This is a genomic window from Bacteroidota bacterium (genome assembly GCA_013696965.1).
Classification (GTDB): domain Bacteria; phylum Bacteroidota; class Bacteroidia; order JACCXN01; family JACCXN01; genus JACCXN01.
Genome location: JACCXN010000058.1, coordinates 1 through 20,843, shown reverse-complemented (window position 1 = coordinate 20,843; position 20,843 = coordinate 1). Strand labels below are relative to the sequence as shown.

Sequence of the window (20,843 nt, the reverse complement as noted above, 5' to 3'; positions counted from 1 at the left end):
TTATGAAGAAAATACTGATAATTACAATGTTTTTAGGCATTGTTGTTTCTTGTAAAAAGAATAAAAAAATGGATGAGCAATTATATAATTTAAGTCAGCAAACGGGTTTTACTTATTATCAAAACTCTTTGGATACGCTTCTTCCTGCAAGTGCAAGTCCTCACGGGAGTTTTAGGGTGAAATTTAATTCGGTGGCACAAAAATCACTTGATGGGGATGGGAAATTACCTAAAGGATCCTCCTTTGAGGATGATGCAGTGGTGGTTAAAGAAATTTTTGATAAAAGCGGGGGAAATCTGACCCTTTTGGCGGTGATGAAAAAATTCTCTAAATCCAAAAACGCTGCTGAGGGCTGGATATGGGGTGAATATGATCCTGATGGTAAAACCGTATTTAGCATCTCCAAAAAGGGAGATGGTTGCATTTCCTGCCATACAGGAGGAAGGGATTTAATTAGGTTGTTTGATTTACATTAAAAGCAATTATTTTTTTATGCTTTACTAAGCTTTAGTAGGTATATTTTCTACTGTACTTGTTGTCTTGTTTTTTTTATACTTAGAATTTATCTCTCTTTTTGTATTTTACGTATAAAAAATTGACGATAACATAAAGAATTCACCTGTTAATTTTTATAATTTTACTTTAAATTTAAAAAATGAAAACAACCTTATTCTTTCTCCTTGCAATTATCCTGTTTGAAACAGATATATATGCCCAGGACACTTTTTCTATTGTTGCTGCCGATTCTTCTACCAGGGAAGTTGGAAGTGCGGGGGCATCCTGCGTTAATTTATTTCAATTTAACATTACAGATCCATCCTTTCTTGGAGATTTGCTTCCTGACACAGGAGCAATAAACACGCAGGCTTCATATCTTGCAACCAACCAGACCAATGCCAGGGTGCGCATGAGGGCAGGGGACAGTCCTGCACAAAACATTTTATGGCTTAGTTCTAATGATGCCCAAAACAATCCTGCTGTCAGGCAGTACGGCATTGTAGGATTTACAGGCAATAATGTAAGTGCCGAGGCTTACACCGGAATCAATTGCATGGACTATAAAAATCATAAAACAGGCAGTATTGATGGATTTCATTACTCCATACAAGGAAATATATTGCTTGGGCAAGATATAATTGATTCCATGGAAATAAAATTTAGAAATGCTCAGGGTGATTTGGCTTGCCGCTTGATGGCTGCCTTGCAAGGTGCAAATGTGACCGGGGCAGATACACGTTGCGCACCAAATGGCACATCCTCGCTGTTTGCTTATGTGAAGGTTGCAAAACCCACTGATGCTTATGGAAATCCCTGGTTTAATGTTTCAGTTAGAACACTAAGCAATGCCCAGATTGAACCCATAGATTCCCTGCAAACAATTTTTGATTTGCAGCACAATTGTTTATCAATAGGAATAAACAAAACAACTTTAATGAATCATTTTAACGTGTATCCTAATCCATCAACAAAAGAAATCATCCTTCGATCAGATGGTTTTTTGATTGGGTCCACTTATATTATCTCTGATATTTTAGGCAAACAAGTTTTAACAGGTATAATTGCCGGAGAAAACAGTACTGTTGATGTTGGAAGTTTATTTGAGGGATTATACATTATTCAGGTTTCGAATTTGCAAGGAAAAACATTTTTAAAATTGTAATTTATTTACCTCAAATTAAAGTAATTGCATGAAAATTCAAACTGACCCTTCAAGGAATTTTTTTCTAAGTTCAGGCTCAAATTTTTCAATGGCATACCTTAGCATAGTTCGGGGCATTGTTTGGTAATGCAGTGACAGAAAATCATACTCTTTTTGAAAGTCCCTATTGCCAACCTCTCTTAACATCCAGCCTACTGCCTTATGGATGAGGTCGTGTTTGTAGTAAAGAAGTTTTTCTGCAATGGCAAGAGTATCCTCAAATTGATGTTTTTTAATGAAATAAAAAGTTGCAATAATTGAAATTCTTTGCTCCCAAAGGCTTTCGCTTTCTGCTAAACGTAAAAGCAAAGTCCTGTTTTTATCAAAAAGATAAGCACCGGGTATTTTTTCAGCTGAGGAATCAACAAGGTCCCAGTTGTTTATATAAGCTGTGTTATTGAGGTAAAAATCAAAAATGTCTTTTCTTAATTTTTCATCCTTGGTTTTTTCAAATTTCAAAACAAGCATAAAAAGGGCAGTAAGCCTGAATTCATGAATGGGATCATGCAGCATTTTTTTTATGTCATCAAGAGATGCTTGAGCATAAAAGATCTTTGAAATGGTTCTCTGCTGAGGAACACTTAATCCGATAAAAAGGTCACCTTCACCATATTGCCCTGGCTCGGTTTTGAAGAATTTTTGTAAAAAAACAGGTTTTTCAGGGTTTGAACCTTTGTTTAAGGCTATAGTAACTTGCTTGTATAGTGAATCCATGGTTCATTGTTTTTGCAAAGGTTAAATTTATTTGGAATAATTAGAAATTCATTGGCTACAATGCCCTGTTTTTGCTACAATCTTATGCTTTGTTTTTCATTTGGTTACAAGAGTATTCTCAAAATCATAATATAAAAGCAAAATTAGACATAAACACCAGTAACTCCTCCAGAATTATAATTCATAAAAAAGGCAGTAAATACTGTAAATGAATATATAAATTTATTAAATTTGTTATTGTGTCCTTTGTTTTTCCAGTTCCAAGTGCAATGTATTCAACGATTTAATAATTCGATACTATGAAAAAAGCTACTTTTTTATTTGTTTCCATCTTCATCTCCTCACTATTATTATCCTTTGTTTTTGCTCAGGATAATAGGATGAACAGTGCAATGGAAAGCCAAGAGTCAAATTTGACAAATTTCAGTAATGAGGATAAAAGCATTAAAAACCAGGAACATTGGAAAAAAAACAATCCCGATTTTAGCATTCAAAGACATCCTGAATTCGGAAAATTGCCCTATAATGCTCCCTGTAATAATTGTGTAGAAGTATTGAGTAAAAGAAAAATTGATGAAAGATATTTTGTGGATGCAGAGGATTATACTAAATTTTACATTCAAAAATCCTTAGGTGCCATGCACATGTTAAGGAATGATTTTTTAGTTACGCTAGATACCCGATTAAAGCCTGTTTCCCATGAGTTACTTATGTCAACGGGGCAGATTGATCCTGTCGGATTTGATTTTATAAAGAAAGCATCACTTATAAAAACTCCGCAAGGAAATGTAGAATTTAACAACTGGAAGCTTTATGGGATTTCGGCAAATATAGAAACGGAAATTGCAACAGCAAACTGGACCAATTATACAGCCGGAGACAATGGAATAAAAGTAATTGACCTGTTTCCGGGAATAGATGCAGAAATGATAGCATCCAGAGGATCTGTTAAAACGAATCTGATTATTAAATTCAATAATTACAATCAGTTTGAAAGAATAGTATTTGTAGATGAATTTTCTTCAGAAGGAATTGCTTCTTTAAGATTTGAGGACAACGCAACATTAAACAAGGGGGTAGGGTCGGTAGCCTTTGAAAAGGGAAATGAACCCTTATTGAAAATAAATGAGGCTGTAATTTATCCAAGGAATTTTGAAAAGGAGGCAACCACGGCAGAGTATATTATTGATGTAAACAGGTTGGGAATTATTATTCCGGTAAGCTGGATAGCGCAAAATATTTCAAAAGGAGAGTTAATTGTGGATCCATTGGTAACAAGCTCTAATAGTTTAGCACAAGCCTCAATTACAGGATCCATGTATAATGCTTCTTGTAATTTTACAAATTCATGTAATTATAATTTAACTGTAGCAACACCTCCCCAGGCAACCTTTACTGATGTATTATGGACTTTTAACTACTCGGCATCTGGAATCTGTTGGAGGAGTGACGGGGCAATAAAACTGACCACCGGTAGCTGTGTGAGTCCGGGACAAGCAGGTTTTTTTTGGTATTGTAATCAAAACTCTGGGGGAAGTTGCAATGGACTTAATATTTCTGTTTTTAATGACCTTGGCTCTTGTTTACCTCCCCCTTCCTGTGTGGCACAGAATGTTCCGTTCACCTTGCAGTTTTATAGAAAATGTTATGGCTCCACTGGTTGTAATAATAATTGTATAGGTTCTGCAAGCCCATGGACAATGACAATTCAGGGCAAAACAATTGAGCATAACTCAAGTATAACCAGTAGTGCAGGCACAACTATTTGTGCAGGACAATCTACAACACTTGCTAGTTTTGGAGAGTTTGGTGTAGGTCCTTATACCTATTCCTGGACTCCGGGGGGAGCAACCACTTCTACAATTACAGTTTCGCCAACAGCAAATACAACTTATTCTGTAATTGTAACAGATGCTTGTGGTAATACAGCAACTCAAAATAGATCAATTACCGTCAATCCAAGCGCAAATTCTACTTTTTCTTATCCACAACAAGTTTATTGTTCAGGTGCAGGAACCGCAACAGCAACAACCACTACAAGCGGAGGAACTTTCTCTTCTTCTCCTGCTGGTTTAAGCATTAATGCAACTACCGGAGCAGTTAATATTGCAGCAAGTGCAAACAATACCTATACTATTACTTATAGCCTGGGTGGGGCATGTCCATCCTCAAGTACACAATCAATAACTATTACAAATGCTCCAAGTGCTGAATTTAGTTATGCTACTCCTTTTTGTGCCAATGGTATAAATCCTTTTCCAACTTTTACTTCAGGTTCTGCAGGTATATTTTCTGGAACTTCCATCAATCCTGGTGAACAAATATCATTTGTAAATACCAACACGGGAGAAATAAATTTAACAGCAAGTACCCCGGGGACTTTTACTGTTACAAATACTATAACTGTACCAGGATGTGCTTCTTCTGTGTATAATCAAACAATTACAATCAATCCTTCACCTTCTGTACTTATAGGAGCAGATCAAACTGTTTGCGAAGGCGGTACTTTTAATTTAACTACTACTGCAGGGCCAACATACAGTTGGACTGGACCTGCTTCTTATAATTCATCTGTTCAAAATCCATCCGTTGCAAATGCAAGCTTGGCAAACAATGGAACTTATGTACTTGTAGTTACTCAAAATGGTTGTTCCAGTTCAGATTCACTTTCTGTAACAGTAACTCCCTTACCTGGATTACCCAATGCAACAAGTAATTCTCCTGTATGTGTGGGTGGAAGCATTAATTTTAGTACTGCTACAGTAAACGGAGCTACTTATAACTGGACTGGGCCAAATGGATTTGCTTCTTCAGATCAGAATCCAATTGTTCAACCTGCTTCATTAAATAATGCGGGAGATTACTTTCTTACAATTACAAATAATGGATGCACAAGTTTGCAGGATGTAGAAAATGTACAGGTAAATCCTGGAACAGATGCTACTTTTAATTATTCCCAGCAGGTATATTGTTCTGGAACCAGTGCAACTCCAACTCCAGTTATATCAGGAACTCCTGGAGGTGTTTTTTCTGCTTCTCCTGCCGGGTTAAGCATTAATTCTTCTACCGGAGAAGTTAATATTTCAACCAGCAATGATAATACTTATGATATTACTTATACAGTTTCAGGCCCTTGTCCATCTTCGAGCACCGAATCCATAACCATTACAAATGCTCCAAGTGCTGAATTTAGCTACTCTGGTCCATTTTGTGCTGGAGGTGTAAATCCTTTGCCAACTTTTACTACAGGTTCTGCAGGTATATTTTCTGGATCTTCCCTAATTCCAGGCCAACAAATGGTGTTTACTGATATTGCTACCGGAGAAATAGATTTATTAGCTAGTACACCTGGAACATATACGGTTACCAACACTATAACCGTTATAGGATGTCCTTCTTCTGTGCATAATCAAACAGTAATTATTAATCCTGCTCCTGCGGTTTTGATAGGTTCCGACCTTAATGTGTGTGTTGGTAACTCCATTAATTTAACTACTTCAGCATCTGGCCTTACTTACAATTGGACAGGGCCGGTATCTTTTAATTCTACGGATCAAAATCCAGTAATTTCATCTGCAACATTGGCAAACAATGGAATGTATGTACTTGTTGTTACAGAAAATGGTTGTTCAAATTCTGATTCGCTGAATGTTGATGTTAATCCATTACCCGGAACACCAATAGCTTCAAGCAACTCTCCTGTTTGTATTGGGGAAAGCATTAATTTATCTACTGATTTGGTTTCAGATGTTACCTATAACTGGACAGGTCCTAATGGTTTTTCTTCAACAGAGCAGAATCCCGTTGTTCAGCCTGCTTCTTTAAATGAAGCTGGTGATTATTTTTTAACAATTACCGACATCAATGGTTGTACCAGTACACAGGGAATTGAAAATGTTGTAGTAAATATAAATCCAGATTTGCCCGTTATTTCAACAAATGCCCCCGTTTGCATAGGATCTGAATTTATTATCTCTGCTTCTTCCTCTAGTGGAGCAACTTTTGTATGGACCGGTCCTGCATCATTTGCCTCTAACAACCAAAGTAATACCATTAATAATACAACTACTTTAAATGAGGGATTATATACTGTTACAGCTACGCTAAACGCTTGTACAAATGTAGCGGATATTAACATTTCATTTGAACCATTGCCATCGGTTTCAATAATACCTAGTTCTGCCCAAATATGTATGAATACGAATCTCACTTTAACTGCAACAGCAAATGGTGGTAGTGGTACTTTTAACAGCTATAATTGGACTGGAGATGTTGCAGATATTTCTTCTACATCAATAAATAATCCTGTATTTAATTCATCAAACCTTGGAGTATATAATTTAACAGTAGAAGTTTCAGATGATCTGGGATGTTCTTCTATGGCCAGTGTACAGGTTACTGTTGTAAGTTCAGATGACGCAACATTTACATATGCACAATCTGTTTATTGTAAATCGGGCTCTGAAACTCCTGTGTTAAATGATCCTGGTACCACTGGAAATTTTAGTAACCCATTAGGAGGGCTGTCAATAAATGCAACAACTGGTGAAATTGATTTTACAGCAAGCACGGTAGGAATTCATTCTGTTACCTATACAACCTCCGGCTCATGTTCCTCCCAGCATACCGAACAGGTGGAAATATATGTTGCTCCAGCCCCCGTTGGCCCAAATCCAAATCCCTCCTATTGTGCAGGACAGTCCCTAAATCCTTTATCAGTAACTGGAACCACAGGAAGTATTACCTGGTATGACAGCAATGGAAATATTGTAAGTACAACAGCTACTTATACTCCCGCCATTACTACTACAACTACATTTTATGTAACTCAAACAGAAAATGGTTGTGAGAGTGGGCAAACACAAATAAACGTTACAATAAATGATCCATTGCCACCTGATCTTGGCCAGGATATTACTGTATGTTCAGGTTCTAATATTAATTTAACTGGTAATTCAACAGGTAGTTATACATGGACCGGACCTGCAGGTTTTTCTTCCTCTAATCAAAATCCTGTAATTGCAAATTCCAGCGCACTTCAGGCCGGAAACTACCAAGCTTCAATTAATGTGAATGGCTGCCAGAGTGCTTCTTCCTCGGTTAATGTAATTGTAAATCAAGCTCCTAATACTCCATCGACTTCTAACAATGGCCCCCTTTGTACAGGCAATGCTATTGTTTTACAAGCGCAAGAAGTTATCGGGGCTGCTTATTCATGGACTGGCCCTAATGGATATACTTCCAACCAGCAAAATCCAGTAATAAACAATACCACTGCAACTAATTTCGGTTCTTACAATTTATCAATTTCACTAAATGGATGCAATAGTGCATCTTCCACAACGATTGTTTTTGCAGAAACTGTAGAAGCTTCATTTACCGCTGATCCCTTATCAGGAATGATTCCATTAAATGTGAATTTTACCAATACTTCAAGTGGAGGAAATTCATATATATGGACATTTGGCAATGGAGATTCCAGCAAAACATTTAATGCCGCTACCGTATTTTCTGAACAAGGAACTTATATTGTATCCTTAATTGCAACTGGAAATAACACTTCTTGTTCTGATACCGCTATTTTTACTGTGTTTGTAGAAGGTAAATCATTTATGATTGTTCCAAATGTTTTTTCTCCAAATGGTGATGGGAAAAATGATGTATTCAAGGTAGAGGGTGGCAATATTCTAACATTCTCTGCTGAAATATTCAACAGGTGGGGAAAGAAAATTTATGCCTGGGATAATCCAAATGACGGTTGGGATGGTAAACTATCCTCAGGAGTAAGTGTCTCGCAGGGTACATACTTTTATGTTATCAAAGCAGAGGGAACAGATGGAAAAGCATTTGAGGAAAAAGGTGCATTGAATTTATACAAGTAATAGCTTGAAAAAACAAAAAAAGGCTGCTTTTTAGCAGCCTTTTTTTGTTTTTTATTATTCCAAACTCCCTTAATTCCAATTAAGAATTATAAAAGTAGTGCACTTGTTTTGCCTGATTTTTTTTATAAATCAGTTCTTTTTATTTTTTTCACATCAATTTAAATGCATTCCTGTCCGATGTTTGCTATAGGCACATTGCTGTTTCAGTTAGCTAATCCGGGATAAAAATGTAACAAATCTTAAAAAATTTGTTTTTCCGACATGTAATTACTTATATTTGTAGTAATATTATGCTTAAAAATGTAGTAACATGTCAAAAATAGCAAAAAATATTAAGGTTCTAAGGGAATTAAAAAAGCTTACTCAGGATCAGCTGGCAGAGTCCCTGGAGATAAATAGGTCACGCATTGGGGCTTATGAAGAAAGCAGATCAGAGCCTCCTTATGAATTATTGATCAGGATTGCTGATTATTTTCAAATCTCTACAGATTGCCTTTTGAAGAGCGATTTGAGCAAAACAAATCCTGAATCATTAATCAAGATTGGCCAAAACAGAACTCTTTTTCCTATAATGGTTGATAAAAACGGAGATGATTTAATAGAAGTAGTTGCTGTAAAGGCATCAGCCGGATATTTAAATGGTTATTCCGATCCCCAGTTTATAGAAGAGCTTCCTGTAATGAATTTGCCATTTAAGATAATAGGTAAACACCGAGCATTTGGAATAAAAGGCGATTCAATGCCACCTTTAAAGGATGGTTCAATTGCCGTAGGAAAATACCTGGAATCTTTGAAAGAAATTAAAGATGGCCAAAGCTACATTGTACTTACAAAAAACGAAGGTGTGGTTTACAAAAGATTATACGGGAATAAGGAAAATCCTTGCTTTGAATTTCATTCAGACAACCCTGTTTATAAGCCCTATGTCATTAATAACGAGGAAATATTAGAGGTGTGGAGTTTTGTATGCAGCTTAAATATAGGTGAGTTCAATGCACAGGATTTAAACATTGATAATATGATCCGCTTTTTGCAGTCTTACCGGGTTGAAATGGGAAAATAAAAATGTTTGCAATCATCGATATAGAAACATGTGGTGGAAAATTTGAATTCCGCAAAGGAAGAATAACTGAAATTTGTATTCTCATTCACGATGGTTTAAGCGTGGTTGAAACCTATACCACCCTCCTAAATCCTGAATGTTTTATTTCTCCCATGTTCACCAATATTACTGGTATTACAAATAAAATGGTTGAAGATGCACCCAGGTTTTGTGAGGTAGCAAAAAAAATTCTTGAACTTACCGAAGGAAAAATATTTGTGGCCCATAATGTTGGTTTTGATTACAATTTTTTAAAAGATGAATTTAATTCCCTTGGCTTTAAATTCAGGAGGGAAACCTTATGCACTGTTCGGTTGAGTAGGAAATTATTGCCTGGACATGCTTCTTATAGTCTTGGAAATTTATGTGATTCCCTTGGCATTCAAAATTTAGCCAGGCATAGGGCGCATGGAGATGCATTGGCTACAGCTATCCTTTTTGACAGACTAATGCAGGCCAAAAATATGCATGCCCAGTATAAAAACAAAGGCGTAGTTGAACTAATGGCCAGGCGTATTGACAACATTAAAAAATACATTCTTGATAAATTGCCCGAATCCTGCGGAGTATATTTTTTTTTAGCAAAAGATGGGTCCATAATTTATATTGGCAAGAGCGTTAATATGTACAGTAGGGCCTTGAGCCATTTCAACAGCGATGAAAGCAAGGGAAAAAAAATGTTGAACGATTTGTACAATGTTGATTTTGTTGAAACAGGCAGTGAATTAATTGCACTGTTGTTGGAATCTGAACAAATAAAGCTACACAAGCCTAAATACAACCGGTTGAGAAAGGCAGATGTTTTCACGCATGCTATAGAATGGTTTAAGGACAATAAAGGCATAATCAATTTCAGGATTGTGGAAAGTGAATTGGCTGAAAACGCATTAATTTCATTTACCAGTTATATTGCTGCACGTGAAAGATTGGAGAACTGGATAGAAGAAAATTCCCTGTGCCTTCAATATTGTGCCCTCACAAACGAAGGGAGCATTTGCTTTAATCATCAAATAAAAAAATGCAATGGCATATGTGCAGGTAAGGAAGATAAGGCGAAATACAACCTTAGGACAAAAAAAATCTTAAGCAATTTCATTTTTGAATCTCCCAACTTTCTCATATTTGACCATGGTAGGCAAGGAGAGGAGCAGTCTGTAATTCTTGTTGAAAAAGGAAAATTCGCTGGTTATGGATATATGGATCCTAGCATGCAATTTACCTCGGTGCAGGAATTCAAAGAAATGGTGAAAAAAGCTACCTATTACCCGGATTCAGATGATTTAATTAGATCATGGTTAAAAAAAAAGAACAGAAAAACAGTGCTTTTTTAATGTGAAGATCCATTCATTGTTAAAGAATAAGTAAGGCATGCTGCATTTTTCTTAAAAAAAATCAATACTTTTAAGGCTTTCAGTCTATTTCAAAAGTTATTATTATTCATTCAAATGAAGGTAATCCTAATTGTTTTTATTACAATTTTTAGTTTCAATTCTTTTGCTCAGTTTGAAATTGGGTTCAACAAGGAAGAGGCTAGGGACATGGTTGCCATTTGCAACAGCTTTACCTTTTTAGAACTTTACCATTCAGATTTAGAAATTCTTCCTGCCGGATATAAAAAGACTTATACTTCCGGAATGTTTGGCATGGATAACAAATACCAGGTTTATCAAAAGGGAAATGTTGGGATTATTAATCTTCGCGGTTCAACAGCAAAAAAAATCAGCTGGCTGGAAAACATCAATTCTGCAATGATACCAGCGAAAGGGGTAATAAAGGTATCGGGAGAAAATTTTGACTATTGTTTTGCTCAGGATACAAATGCAGCTGTTCATGCAGGGTATGCCCTTGGAATAGCTTTTTTGGCTAAAGATATTCTATATCAGATAAGGATAATGAACATTGAGGGGATTAATAACTTCATTATAACAGGCCACAGCCAGGGCGGAGCACTTGCTAGTTTGTTAAGAGCATACCTGGAAAATCTTCCTGCAGATCAAATGTCAAAAGGAAATAAATTCAAGAATTATTCTTTTGCGGCCCCAATGATTGGGAATAAATGGTTTTCAAGAGAGTACAATTCTAAATTTTGTGATGCCAATACAAGTTTTAATGTAGCCATTAAGAGTGATCCAATTCCCTCATTTCCTTTAAGCTATAACGACACGGCCAGTTTTTTTAAGGATAATTTAAAAGCGTTTTTGTTTGATAAGGAAGCATTCAGTTTAAAAAAATCAATTTCAGAAGGAAGTGTTCTTTTCTTTGAAGAAAGCCTTAAAAGAACGGTAAAAAAATTCGGCACTTCTGTTTCTGAACAAATTTCCAAAGATGTTGGCCCAGTAATACTGCCTGATTATGTTGCAGATATTAATTATCTGAAGTTAAATAACCTAATAGAAATTAATCCTGTTGATTTTCCAAAAGTACTCAAAGACCCTTCTGTTGTTAAAAATGATTCTTTGGTCTCAGTGTATAAAAGAGGAGCAGATGGTCATTTTTTAAATGATGAGCTTTATGTGAAAGAATCATGGAATTACCAACACAAACCTTATAATTACTATGTTTCTATTTTAAAAACATATTTTCCCGAGGAATATAAAGCGCTGAAGAATAAATACCTTGCCGAAAATTTGTAGAACCCCTATAATTAAAGAGTTTTAACCATTTCCATTTCTTGAGTTTGTAATAGATTATCAGCGGGAATGTTTGATTGTTTTTGCATTAAACTGCTAAGAACTTTTGAGTAAGTAAGAATATTTTAAATCTAATATTCACACCACAAGAACATTATATTTTAATTCCCATAAGGAGTATATCGTCTACCTGTTCAATATCTTTTTTCCATTCAAGCATAGTTTTAGAAAGTATTTCTCTTTGTTGTTCCATGGTGTTACTATGCATGGAAATCAATAATTCCTTTAGGGGCTTGTATTTGAATTTCTTTCCTTTTGCACCGCCAAACTGATCTGCATATCCATCAGTCAACACATAAATACAGTCTCCTTTTTTTAATTGCACAGTCTGTTGGTTGAATTTAAAATCAAGGCCTCCAGAAATACCTACGGGCTGCTTGTCACCTTTTATTTCTATGAATTCATTTTCCCTTATCACCCATACAGGATTGTTTGCAGATGCTATAACCAATTCATTTTTGCGTTTATCTATTCTACACAGGGCCATATCCATTCCATCCTTTGTTTCACTCAAGCCGCTTTTTTGCTTTAAGGCATAAATGATCCTGATTTTTATTTTATCCAGAATAATTGAGGGTTCTGAGATGTCTTTCAGGTTAACTATTTCATTCAAAAGAGCCATTCCTAGCATACTCATAAAACCTCCCGGAACACCATGACCTGTACAGTCGGCAGCTGTAAAAAACACAAAATCGTTTTTTTCTGTTATCCAGTAAAAATCACCGCTAACTATATCCTTGGGCTTAAATAGCACAAATGAATCTGGAAAATGCTTTTTAAATTCTATGCTCTCGGGTAAAATAGCTTGTTGTATTTTGCTTGCATAATTAATGCTATCGGTAATATCTTTGTTTTTTTTATGTAGGATTTCTTCCGCATTTTTTCTTTTGGTAATATCACGGCAAACACCTGAATTCCATATCAAATTGTTTTGTTCATCAAATATTGGATAGGATTTCTCGTCAATCCATATTAATTTATTGTCAATCACTACCCGGTATTCAATATCATAGGCAATGCCTGAATCTACTTTCTCGTTTGCTTGAATAAGTTTTGGTAAATCAGCTTGCACAACAAAATGTTTCATGCTGTTTCCATCATAAAAAAATTGAGGCTCCGCTCCTAGTAATGAAGCACTGTTTGGGCTAATATATTCATATTTTTTCTCAACAATGTTGTATAAATAGAAAACATCATTGATAGTTGAGGTAATCTGTTTTAACTTGTTTTCGCTTAAAGCAAGGGTTTGATAGGCAATCTCAATTTTTTTATTTCTAATATCCAGTTCTCTGTTAGATCTTAATTTTTGTCTGTTTCCTTTAAAAATAATTAGTGCAAGAATAAAAACAAGGGCAAAACCAATAAAAAAGGCATTGCGTAACATCGTTTGTTTTTCAGCCTCGGTCTTTTCTTTTAGTATTTCTGAATCCTTTAAAAGTAATTTCTGTTTTTCAATATCTTTTTCCAGTTCATATTTTATTCCCGAAAGGTTATGATTGTAACTTATTTCTTTTTCCCGTATTGATTTATTTATATCGATGCCCTGCTGAAAAAAATCTGCTGATTTTTTAAAATTGCCTAAAGAATAATAGGAGTAAGCAATTTCTTTTGTGATATCAAACATTATATCCAGGTTGTTTTTCTGGCTCCTGGCTATTTCATAAGCCATTAGTTGGTATTCGAGAGCTTTGTTAAAATCATTTTTCCGATAGTTATAGTCGTGGCCCAAAAGATTGTATAAGAAAACAATATTCTCTGTACTTCCTGATTTTTTGGCAAATTCCAAGCCCCTTAATCTTATATCCACTACCTTATCATGTAGTCCTAAGAGGTCATAAACACGCGATGTTTCAGTCAATGATGAAGCAATTTCATCATAAGATCCTTTTCTTTCACGTATTTCCAGGCTTTTGAGGTAATACTCCAATGCTGTTTTGTTTTTTTCAGAAGTACCATCAAAAACTCCTTCGTGAACATTACCAATAGCACTTAAGGCATAGGATTGTGCAATTTCATCCTTAATTTCCTCAGCCAATGCCAAGCTTTTAAGATAATAGTCAAGGGCTATAAATGAATTATGTGGCCGGTATATAAAACCTATATATTTATACGCACCTACAAGTATTTTCTTATTGTTTGTTTCTTCAGCAATTTTAACTAATTTAACCAAATAGCTAAGAGAAATATCCTGTTGGCCTTCAAAATAATAATACCGGCCCAAATCCAGCAATGACAAGCATATTCCATTTTTGTAGTTTTTTTTATTTGAAAATTTCAAGGCTTGTTTGGCATAGTCAATTGAATCACTGGCGAGGTATAACTCATGCAAAGCCAGAACTTTTATACTATCGCTTAGGGTGGTTTTTAAAATTGCCTGAAGAGAATCTTTTTTGATTTGTTTGATATTATCATCAATTAATTTCTTAATTATTAAACTATCAACTCTTGACAATTTTGAGGCCACCATTCTTTCCTGGTTCCCATAACTAAATTGATAAACAGTTCCCAAGAGGAACAATAAAAGGGTAAGAAAATAAAAGCGAATAAAAATTTTCATTGATTTTTTAGTAAAAATCATTCAATCCTATTGAATAGTGTTTTATATAATTCAAATTAAGGATAAATATATTCCGTAAAAATAGCATTTACATGGAATTTAAAGCACATTTTATTTTCACAAATTTATAGTTGTCCTTAAAAAGGCTTATTGTTATTCAAATGCAAGAATTATAGCAATTCAAAATGAGGTTAATACAAGGCTTTAAGTTAAAGTAAATCTATCCTCTTTGCGAAAAAACCTTTGCGTGAAAACCATTGCATTCTTTGCGAAAAAACCTTTGCGTTCTTTGCGAAAAAACCTTTGCGTTCTTTGCGTGAAATTTCCCATTGCATTTTTCACGCAAAGGATTCTCACGCAAAGGGCGCAAAGAAAAACCAGAACTTAAATAAAAGAAGACAATAAATATTCTTTGGATTCAGGACCCTGATTAAATAACAAATCCAAAATACTGAGATTGGGAATAAATCCATGTTTTTCAATAAATACCTGGTTGTACTGGGGCAAGGAAAAAAGGTTGCTTTTTTTTGGATGAATAAGCTCACGCAAATCCACGGAATTTTCCACAAACTTATCATAAGTCAAGGATGAAAATGGATGAACGGATAAATTTAAAAGCGTTAAAAATTTGTTTTGAATTTCTTCATTAAAATCAATTAAATACTTAAAAGGCTTCTCGTAAAAGGGTTGCAACTCATAATCATAATAAATAAAATAGGGAGATGACTTGTAAGCCGATGAAATTGAACGCCAATGTTGTCTTTGCCAATTTTCCGAATGCTCTATTGTTACTTCTTTAATCACTGTGTTATTGGTTGCATTAACCGGAATAGAAAGATTTAATATTCCATTGGCTGCATAAATGCTACACCTGTTTCTGTAGGATTGCCTTGAATAAGTTTCATGGTTTTCAATGCATATTTCTTTGAATTTTGCCAGGCAGCAATAATAGGAAACAGGTGCCATGTAAGCAGTAGATAAAAAACAACTGGTATGGGTTAAATTCACAATGCAAGAGATTTAAAAAACCTATCCATTCTTATTTTATTTGAAATAGGCTGTTTGGGTTTTATAGAAAAAATAATGCTGCTTGCTTTTCCAACAATATGGTTCTCGGGAACAAAGCCCCAAAATCTGGAATCAGAAGAATAATGCCGGTTATCGCCAAGCATAAAATAATAATCCATTTTAAATGTATAAGAATCCACAAGCTCTCCATTTATTTTAATTGCCTGATCCACTATTTCGAGTTCATTCAATTCGTAATTTTCTATAATTCTTTGGTAAATTCCAATGTTTTTTGTGTTAATATTTACAGTTGTACCCGCTTTAGGAATTATTAAAGGACCAAAATTATCCGTATTCCAGGGAAAATTAGAGTCATAAGGAAATATATGGTCATAAAAAAAACCTTCTTTTTCTATCCTTTTTTTTATGTTCACTACTCTTTTGTCTTTACTAATTTCATTTGCCAAATGGTCGGTTAAAGGTATGTTCAATACATTTTTTCCATGTGCCCTTCCGCCTTCTGAGGGTTCAAATTCATGAATAAACCCCTGGTCGCCAGAAGATGTTTTTATTATACGGTCGTATTGCAATTCAGGAAAAACAGGCAAGGGTAAATGATTAACAATTACCTGTGTGTTTTTTATAACTAAAGTATCCCCTGGCAGGGCAACACAACGCTTTACATAATGCGTTTTATGATCAACAGGAAAATTGTCATCTAGAGGATAATTAAAAACAACTACATCATTGTGTTTTATAGAACTTGTTCCAGGCAATCTAAAATAAGGCAGACTTATCCATTCTAAGTAGGATTTAAATCCTTCAAAAAAAGGGATGTACTGGTGAAAAAAAGGAAGAGACAAGGGGGTTTGTGCTAAACGGGAACCATAGGAAATTTTATTTACCAATATAAAATCACCGGGTAAAAGTGTTTTTTCCATGGAAGGGGTAGGAATTACATAAACCTCTGCTACAAGCCCTCTTACCAGAATTACCACCAGCAGCGCTATAGACAGGGCTTCAATCCATTCCCGGAACAGTGATTTTTTTCGTGCCGCTTTTCTTTTCAATTTCACTTCAGTTAAAGAGGGTAAAAACAGAAAAACAGGTTACCTTTTTTAAAGATACTCCTGTTTTTCCTTACCCATTAAACGTTAATCAATAACAAATTGTTTTGTAATAAAAAAAGGATTTCAATATGCCTGAAGCCCCCGTTTAGTCTTGCATTTTAAAAACTTTAAACTCATTACTGTAGCTATATTCTACAATTACTTTATTTGTATTATAAACCTTAAATCGGTTTTGAATAAAATAAGAGAAGGGAATTTCATACTTTTTCAAAAGGATCCCATTAAGATCATATTTAGAAAGAAAATTCCCTTCCACAATAAAAATATTTTCCTCATAAATATCAAAAGACCCATAAATTGTTGAATTTACATTCACAGTCCAGCTGCTCAAGTATTGGCCTGAAGCAGTAAATTTTTGAATTCTTTTATTTCCTGCATCACATACATAAATATTATTACTGTTATCTATAATTATTTGAGGATCAACTGTATTGAACTTTCCGATGGCAGAGCCATATCCTCCCCAGGATATTAAAGAATCTCCATTGTCATTATATTTTGATAAGATATGGTTGTCCGTTTCATAGGTATAAATGTTATGATCGCCATCAACCGCAAAACTATTAACAAATAAATTAAACTTATATCGTTTTTCTATCTGTCCTGTTTGAAGATTAACTTTAAGCAGGATTCTATTAATCATTGACTGGGTTGCATATAGATAATTATTTTTTAAAAAGATATTGCGGGGAGTTATAGAATCTGCACCTTCCACCGCCTGGGTGTGAAATCCCCAATTGTTATTGTAACCAAACCAATCAACAGGGGTGAGATCCAGGTTCACCCTTTGAATACGGTGATTATGTATATCTTTAATAAACATGTTAGTGCTATTTAATGCAAAAGTTCCCGGATAAACATTTCCCTGCTGCAATCTAAATTCTCCAAGCCCTGTTCCACTTATGCCAAAGGTGCTTTCATAAATAAGATGTGGCTCTTTTACCTCTGGTATTAATTCATCCTCTTTCTTTAATTCCTCTTCCTTTTTACAGGAAATAACACTTGTGACTATTAGAAGGAGAATTAAAATTCTTTTCATTTTCAATTATTTAGTGATCTAAAAGTAGGGTAATTTATTCATTAAAAATTAATTACTGCCAATTTTAAGTTTTTAGTAGTTCTCCCTGTTTATTTTTATTGATCATCAAGTACATTCCGTTTTTCAATATCCCCTATATAGATTGAAAAAAATGTGCTGCAAGTGTAAGAGGTACAAAAAGTGTGACAGAAAAAACAACAGAAGGGCAGGGTGTGGAACAGCTTGAAAATTATGTGTGGGCCCGGAGATTTGAAAGGGGTGGGGCCTATTGGTGGGGTTGTTCTATTTATTTTTCTTATATCCGATCTGTTGCCTTGGTTTTGGATTTTCTTTCTTTTCCAGTAATTCATCAAGGTATTGAAAAACCAGTTCTATATTTTTGCCCTGATTGTCTGTTTTCTTTTCCAATTTTTCTATTGCTAAACGTAATTCTGTATTGTCTGTTAACATTTGCCTGATGCGTGTAAATATTCGCATAATCTGTATATTAACCTGTATTGCTTTTGGGCTGCTCAAAACACTTGATAACATTAAAACTCCATGCTCTGTAAATACCATTGGTAAATATCTTGAACCGCCCCAACTTGTGGTGCCATTTTGGCTCCTCAAGTTATTAAGCTCATCTTGAGTTAATTCAAACATAAAATCTTTTGGAAAGCGGTCTATATTTCTTTTTACCTGCCTTTTCAATTGTTTGGTCTCCACTTGGTACAGTTCAGCTAAATCACTATCTAGCATTACTTTTTGTCCCCTGATGTAATAAATTTTATAGAGGTCATCATTTAATTGCATATCTTTAACGCATTGAAAAACAAAGAACAAATGGATATTTTTAAAGGACAAAACCTCATAGAGTTCGCTGAATACTTCAAAACTGATGAAGATTGCAAAAAATACTTATCCAAAGTTAAGTGGGATAAAGGGTTTGTATGCCGAAAATGTAATCATACTAAAAGCCAGGAACGCAAAGACTTTTCACGTACCTGTAACATATGTAGTGATACAGAATCCCCAAGTGCTGACACTCTATTTCATAAAGTGAAATTTGGATTGCGAAAAGCTTTTTTTATTTGCTTTGAAATGGCAACTACTACTAAAAGTTTATCTGCTTCACAAATGAGTGTTCGCTATGGAGTGAGAGAAAATACCGCTAGATTATTTATGCATAAAGTGCGGGAAGCAATGAAATCAAGTAAAAACTACCCAATGAATGGTGATGTTCACGTTGATGAATTTGTTGTTGGAGGTCAAGAAAATGGAAAACAAGGCAGAAGTTATGATAGTAAAAAGAAAAAGTCTATTTGTGCTGTAGAATTAACAAAAGAAGGAAAAGTAAAACGATTTTACGCATTAAAAATTGAAGATTTTTCGGCCAAATCATTACAAGGAATATTTGAAAAACACATTAGTAAACAAGCAAAAATCACCACTGACGAATGGAAAGAATATAGGCCTATTGGAAAAGATTACCCTATAACACAAATCCCAAGTGAAAAAGGAGCGAATTTCAAAGCCTTGCATACCATGATACATCAAGTTAAATCCTGGATTAGAACTACTTACTCTTGGGTAAGCGAAAGAAATATTAACAGATGTTTTAATGAGTTTTCCTTCAGGATTAATAGATCTCAAAGTAAAGAAATCATATTTGATAGCCTTATTAAAAGAATGGTTCATTCTGATAATATTTTACACAAACAATTAATATGCGGTTAAGTGCAGACCTCTAAAATTTTATTCATTACTATTTCGTCAGGAACTGTTATTTCTGTTTCTTTCTTTGCCATGCTTTTGGTGTTTGATCGTTGCAAATTTATAATATTATCTCAATTTGGAGGTCACAAATTGCGACCTCCAAATTTTAAGTCTGTATTCAACTAAAGGGATGGTGTTTTGTAAGTAAGTCCGTTAATCCGGTTAGTTCCTGTACTTCATAATTTTCTGTACTGCTTATCCATTTGTGGCCTGCCATATATTGAACCTGTCTTTTATCGTACATTTTTATCCAGTTCAGTATCACGCTTGCCCTGATGTGCCCTGCATTATGGATTACAGGATTGATACCTTTTAATTCACTGGACAAGGATTGCATGGTATTGGAAGGATGGCACCCCGTTGAGCGTAGCGTCCCGCTACGCTCATATTAACAAGGCCTCCGGCCTATTTGCAAGTTTTCCATTTTCTAATTACTATTTCAATTTCCAACAACCCTTTTTCATCTGCATAATCTTTTGCGCTTGAATACCGATATTCTTCAGGCTTTTCAACAATGCCAGTAGCCTTTTCTGCTTTCACTATTGGAATCAATTTCTTCTATATTTTTTTACTTGTATAGCTTTTGAAATCTCTTAAAACATCACTCCATTCTTCTTTTTGACTTCGCACCAATAGATGAATATGATTACTCATAATTACCCATGCATATATTTCAAGACCTTTGTTTTTCTGACAGTATGCTAGGTTAAGGGTTATTATATCCCGATATTTTTGCCGGGTAAATATATCACCCCACTCTACTACTTGTAGTGTTACAAATTGAAGTTTGTCTTGCTCTTTTATTTGATAACCTATAGGCATTTTTTTAACTTCAAAGATACAATTATTCAATTTGGTATATTCCGGCAAGATGCCGGCTAAATATGACGTAGCGGGACGCTACGCCCAACGGGGGAAGCTGTTTTACATTTTTCTCAGAGAAAATGCACTGGAGATTTGCAAGCTGTGGGGCGCGCGGTGGGGTTATTCTATTTATTTTTCTTATATCCGATCTGTTGCCTTGGTTTTGGGTTTTCTTTCTTTTCCAGCAACTCGTCCAGGTATTGAAAAACCAGTTCTATATTTTTGCCCTGATTGTCTGTTTTCTTTTCCAATTTTTCTATTGCTAAACGTAATTCTGTATTGTCTGTTAACATTTGCCTGATGCGTGTAAATATTCGCATGATTTGGATATTTACAGATATTGCCCTGTCGCTGCTTAATACTCCTGAAAGCATTGCTACTCCCTGTTCTGTAAAAGCATTCG

15 protein-coding genes and 1 pseudogene are annotated in these 20,843 nt (G+C 34.9%); 7 read left to right on the top strand and 9 right to left on the bottom strand.

Translation table 11 applies throughout. The features are described 5' to 3' along the window. Nucleotides 1-2 precede the first annotated feature (2 nt). Both H0V01_09855 and H0V01_09850 read left to right on the top strand, forming a co-directional pair. Entirely contained in the window at nt 3-476 is a 474-nt protein-coding gene (locus tag H0V01_09855; protein ID MBA2583675.1) for a cytochrome P460 family protein, read from the top strand. Nucleotides 477-655: 179 nt separating this feature from the next. Continuing rightward, on the top strand, nt 656-1,660 hold the full coding sequence (locus tag H0V01_09850) for a DUF1028 domain-containing protein (GenBank protein MBA2583674.1): 1,005 nt from the start codon (nt 656-658) through the stop codon (nt 1,658-1,660). A 36-nt stretch (nt 1,661-1,696) separates the two neighbouring features. Here H0V01_09850 and H0V01_09845 read toward each other — a convergent pair whose 3' ends face one another. Continuing rightward, nucleotides 1,697-2,413 (bottom strand): DNA alkylation repair protein, encoded by a 717-nt coding sequence (locus tag H0V01_09845; GenBank protein MBA2583673.1) that lies wholly within the window; start codon nt 2,411-2,413, stop codon nt 1,697-1,699. Between the two features lie 299 nt (nt 2,414-2,712). On the opposite strand from H0V01_09845, the gene H0V01_09840 reads away from it, so the two are divergent. The 4 genes from H0V01_09840 (at nt 2,713) to H0V01_09825 (ending at nt 12,030) form a co-directional block, all read left to right on the top strand. Next, nucleotides 2,713-8,295 (top strand): gliding motility-associated C-terminal domain-containing protein, encoded by a 5,583-nt coding sequence (locus H0V01_09840; protein MBA2583672.1) that lies wholly within the window; start codon nt 2,713-2,715, stop codon nt 8,293-8,295. 310 nt (nt 8,296-8,605) lie between these two features. Further along, the gene (locus H0V01_09835) at nt 8,606-9,358 is read left to right on the top strand and encodes a LexA family transcriptional regulator (protein ID MBA2583671.1); all 753 of its coding nucleotides are present in this window, start codon (nt 8,606-8,608) and stop codon (nt 9,356-9,358) included. 2 nt (nt 9,359-9,360) lie between these two features. Then, nucleotides 9,361-10,728 carry a GIY-YIG nuclease family protein gene (locus H0V01_09830; protein MBA2583670.1) on the top strand — a complete coding sequence of 456 codons (1,368 nt, stop codon included), beginning with the start codon at nt 9,361-9,363 and terminating at the stop codon, nt 10,726-10,728. Between the two features lie 114 nt (nt 10,729-10,842). Then, the gene (locus H0V01_09825) at nt 10,843-12,030 is read left to right on the top strand and encodes a hypothetical protein (protein ID MBA2583669.1); all 1,188 of its coding nucleotides are present in this window, start codon (nt 10,843-10,845) and stop codon (nt 12,028-12,030) included. Nucleotides 12,031-12,181: 151 nt separating this feature from the next. Here H0V01_09825 and H0V01_09820 read toward each other — a convergent pair whose 3' ends face one another. The 5 genes from H0V01_09820 to H0V01_09800 all read right to left on the bottom strand — a co-directional run bounded on the left by H0V01_09820 (nt 12,182) and on the right by H0V01_09800 (nt 18,613). Further along, nucleotides 12,182-14,644, bottom strand: coding sequence for a SpoIIE family protein phosphatase (locus tag H0V01_09820; GenBank protein ID MBA2583668.1), 2,463 nt, complete (start codon nt 14,642-14,644; stop codon nt 12,182-12,184). Between the two features lie 384 nt (nt 14,645-15,028). Then, nucleotides 15,029-15,610: a WbqC family protein gene (locus H0V01_09815; protein ID MBA2583667.1), complete on the bottom strand. Its 582-nt coding sequence runs from the start codon at nt 15,608-15,610 to the stop codon at nt 15,029-15,031. Nucleotides 15,611-15,648: 38 nt separating this feature from the next. After that, nucleotides 15,649-16,722 carry a signal peptidase I gene (gene lepB, locus H0V01_09810; GenBank protein ID MBA2583666.1) on the bottom strand — a complete coding sequence of 358 codons (1,074 nt, stop codon included), beginning with the start codon at nt 16,720-16,722 and terminating at the stop codon, nt 15,649-15,651. Between the two features lie 145 nt (nt 16,723-16,867). Further along, nucleotides 16,868-17,821: a hypothetical protein gene (locus tag H0V01_09805; protein ID MBA2583665.1), complete on the bottom strand. Its 954-nt coding sequence runs from the start codon at nt 17,819-17,821 to the stop codon at nt 16,868-16,870. A gap of 282 nt (nt 17,822-18,103) precedes the next feature. Then, nucleotides 18,104-18,613: an ORF6N domain-containing protein gene (locus H0V01_09800; GenBank protein ID MBA2583664.1), complete on the bottom strand. Its 510-nt coding sequence runs from the start codon at nt 18,611-18,613 to the stop codon at nt 18,104-18,106. Between the two features lie 30 nt (nt 18,614-18,643). Here H0V01_09800 and H0V01_09795 point away from each other — a divergent pair, with 30 nt between their 5' ends. Then, nucleotides 18,644-19,537 (top strand): IS1595 family transposase, encoded by an 894-nt coding sequence (locus H0V01_09795; protein MBA2583663.1) that lies wholly within the window; start codon nt 18,644-18,646, stop codon nt 19,535-19,537. Between the two features lie 157 nt (nt 19,538-19,694). Here H0V01_09795 and H0V01_09790 read toward each other — a convergent pair whose 3' ends face one another. From H0V01_09790 to H0V01_09780, 3 genes and pseudogenes are all read right to left on the bottom strand, one after another. Beyond that, nucleotides 19,695-19,913, bottom strand: coding sequence for an integrase (locus tag H0V01_09790; protein ID MBA2583662.1), 219 nt, complete (start codon nt 19,911-19,913; stop codon nt 19,695-19,697). A gap of 68 nt (nt 19,914-19,981) precedes the next feature. Further along, nucleotides 19,982-20,398 (bottom strand): annotated as a pseudogene (locus tag H0V01_09785) (transposase). A gap of 167 nt (nt 20,399-20,565) precedes the next feature. Then, on the bottom strand, nt 20,566-20,843 hold a 278-nt coding region (locus tag H0V01_09780; GenBank protein MBA2583661.1), incomplete at its 5' end, for an ORF6N domain-containing protein.

Bases quoted from the DNA above. Each gene is read 5' to 3' on its own strand.
- H0V01_09805 (MBA2583665.1), bottom strand. From the start codon at position 17,821: ATGAAAAGAATTTTAATTCTCCTTCTAATAGTCACAAGTGTTATTTCC.
- H0V01_09795 (MBA2583663.1), top strand. From the start codon at position 18,644: ATGGATATTTTTAAAGGACAAAACCTCATAGAGTTCGCTGAATACTTC.
- H0V01_09830 (MBA2583670.1), top strand. From the start codon at position 9,361: ATGTTTGCAATCATCGATATAGAAACATGTGGTGGAAAATTTGAATTC.
- H0V01_09850 (MBA2583674.1), top strand. From the start codon at position 656: ATGAAAACAACCTTATTCTTTCTCCTTGCAATTATCCTGTTTGAAACA.
- H0V01_09790 (MBA2583662.1), bottom strand. From the start codon at position 19,913: ATGCAATCCTTGTCCAGTGAATTAAAAGGTATCAATCCTGTAATCCAT.
- H0V01_09820 (MBA2583668.1), bottom strand. From the start codon at position 14,644: ATGAAAATTTTTATTCGCTTTTATTTTCTTACCCTTTTATTGTTCCTC.
- H0V01_09845 (MBA2583673.1), bottom strand. From the start codon at position 2,413: ATGGATTCACTATACAAGCAAGTTACTATAGCCTTAAACAAAGGTTCA.
- H0V01_09800 (MBA2583664.1), bottom strand. From the start codon at position 18,613: ATGCAATTAAATGATGACCTCTATAAAATTTATTACATCAGGGGACAA.
- H0V01_09835 (MBA2583671.1), top strand. From the start codon at position 8,606: ATGTCAAAAATAGCAAAAAATATTAAGGTTCTAAGGGAATTAAAAAAG.
- H0V01_09815 (MBA2583667.1), bottom strand. From the start codon at position 15,610: ATGGCACCTGTTTCCTATTATTGCTGCCTGGCAAAATTCAAAGAAATA.
- H0V01_09840 (MBA2583672.1), top strand. From the start codon at position 2,713: ATGAAAAAAGCTACTTTTTTATTTGTTTCCATCTTCATCTCCTCACTA.
- H0V01_09855 (MBA2583675.1), top strand. From the start codon at position 3: ATGAAGAAAATACTGATAATTACAATGTTTTTAGGCATTGTTGTTTCT.
- H0V01_09825 (MBA2583669.1), top strand. From the start codon at position 10,843: ATGAAGGTAATCCTAATTGTTTTTATTACAATTTTTAGTTTCAATTCT.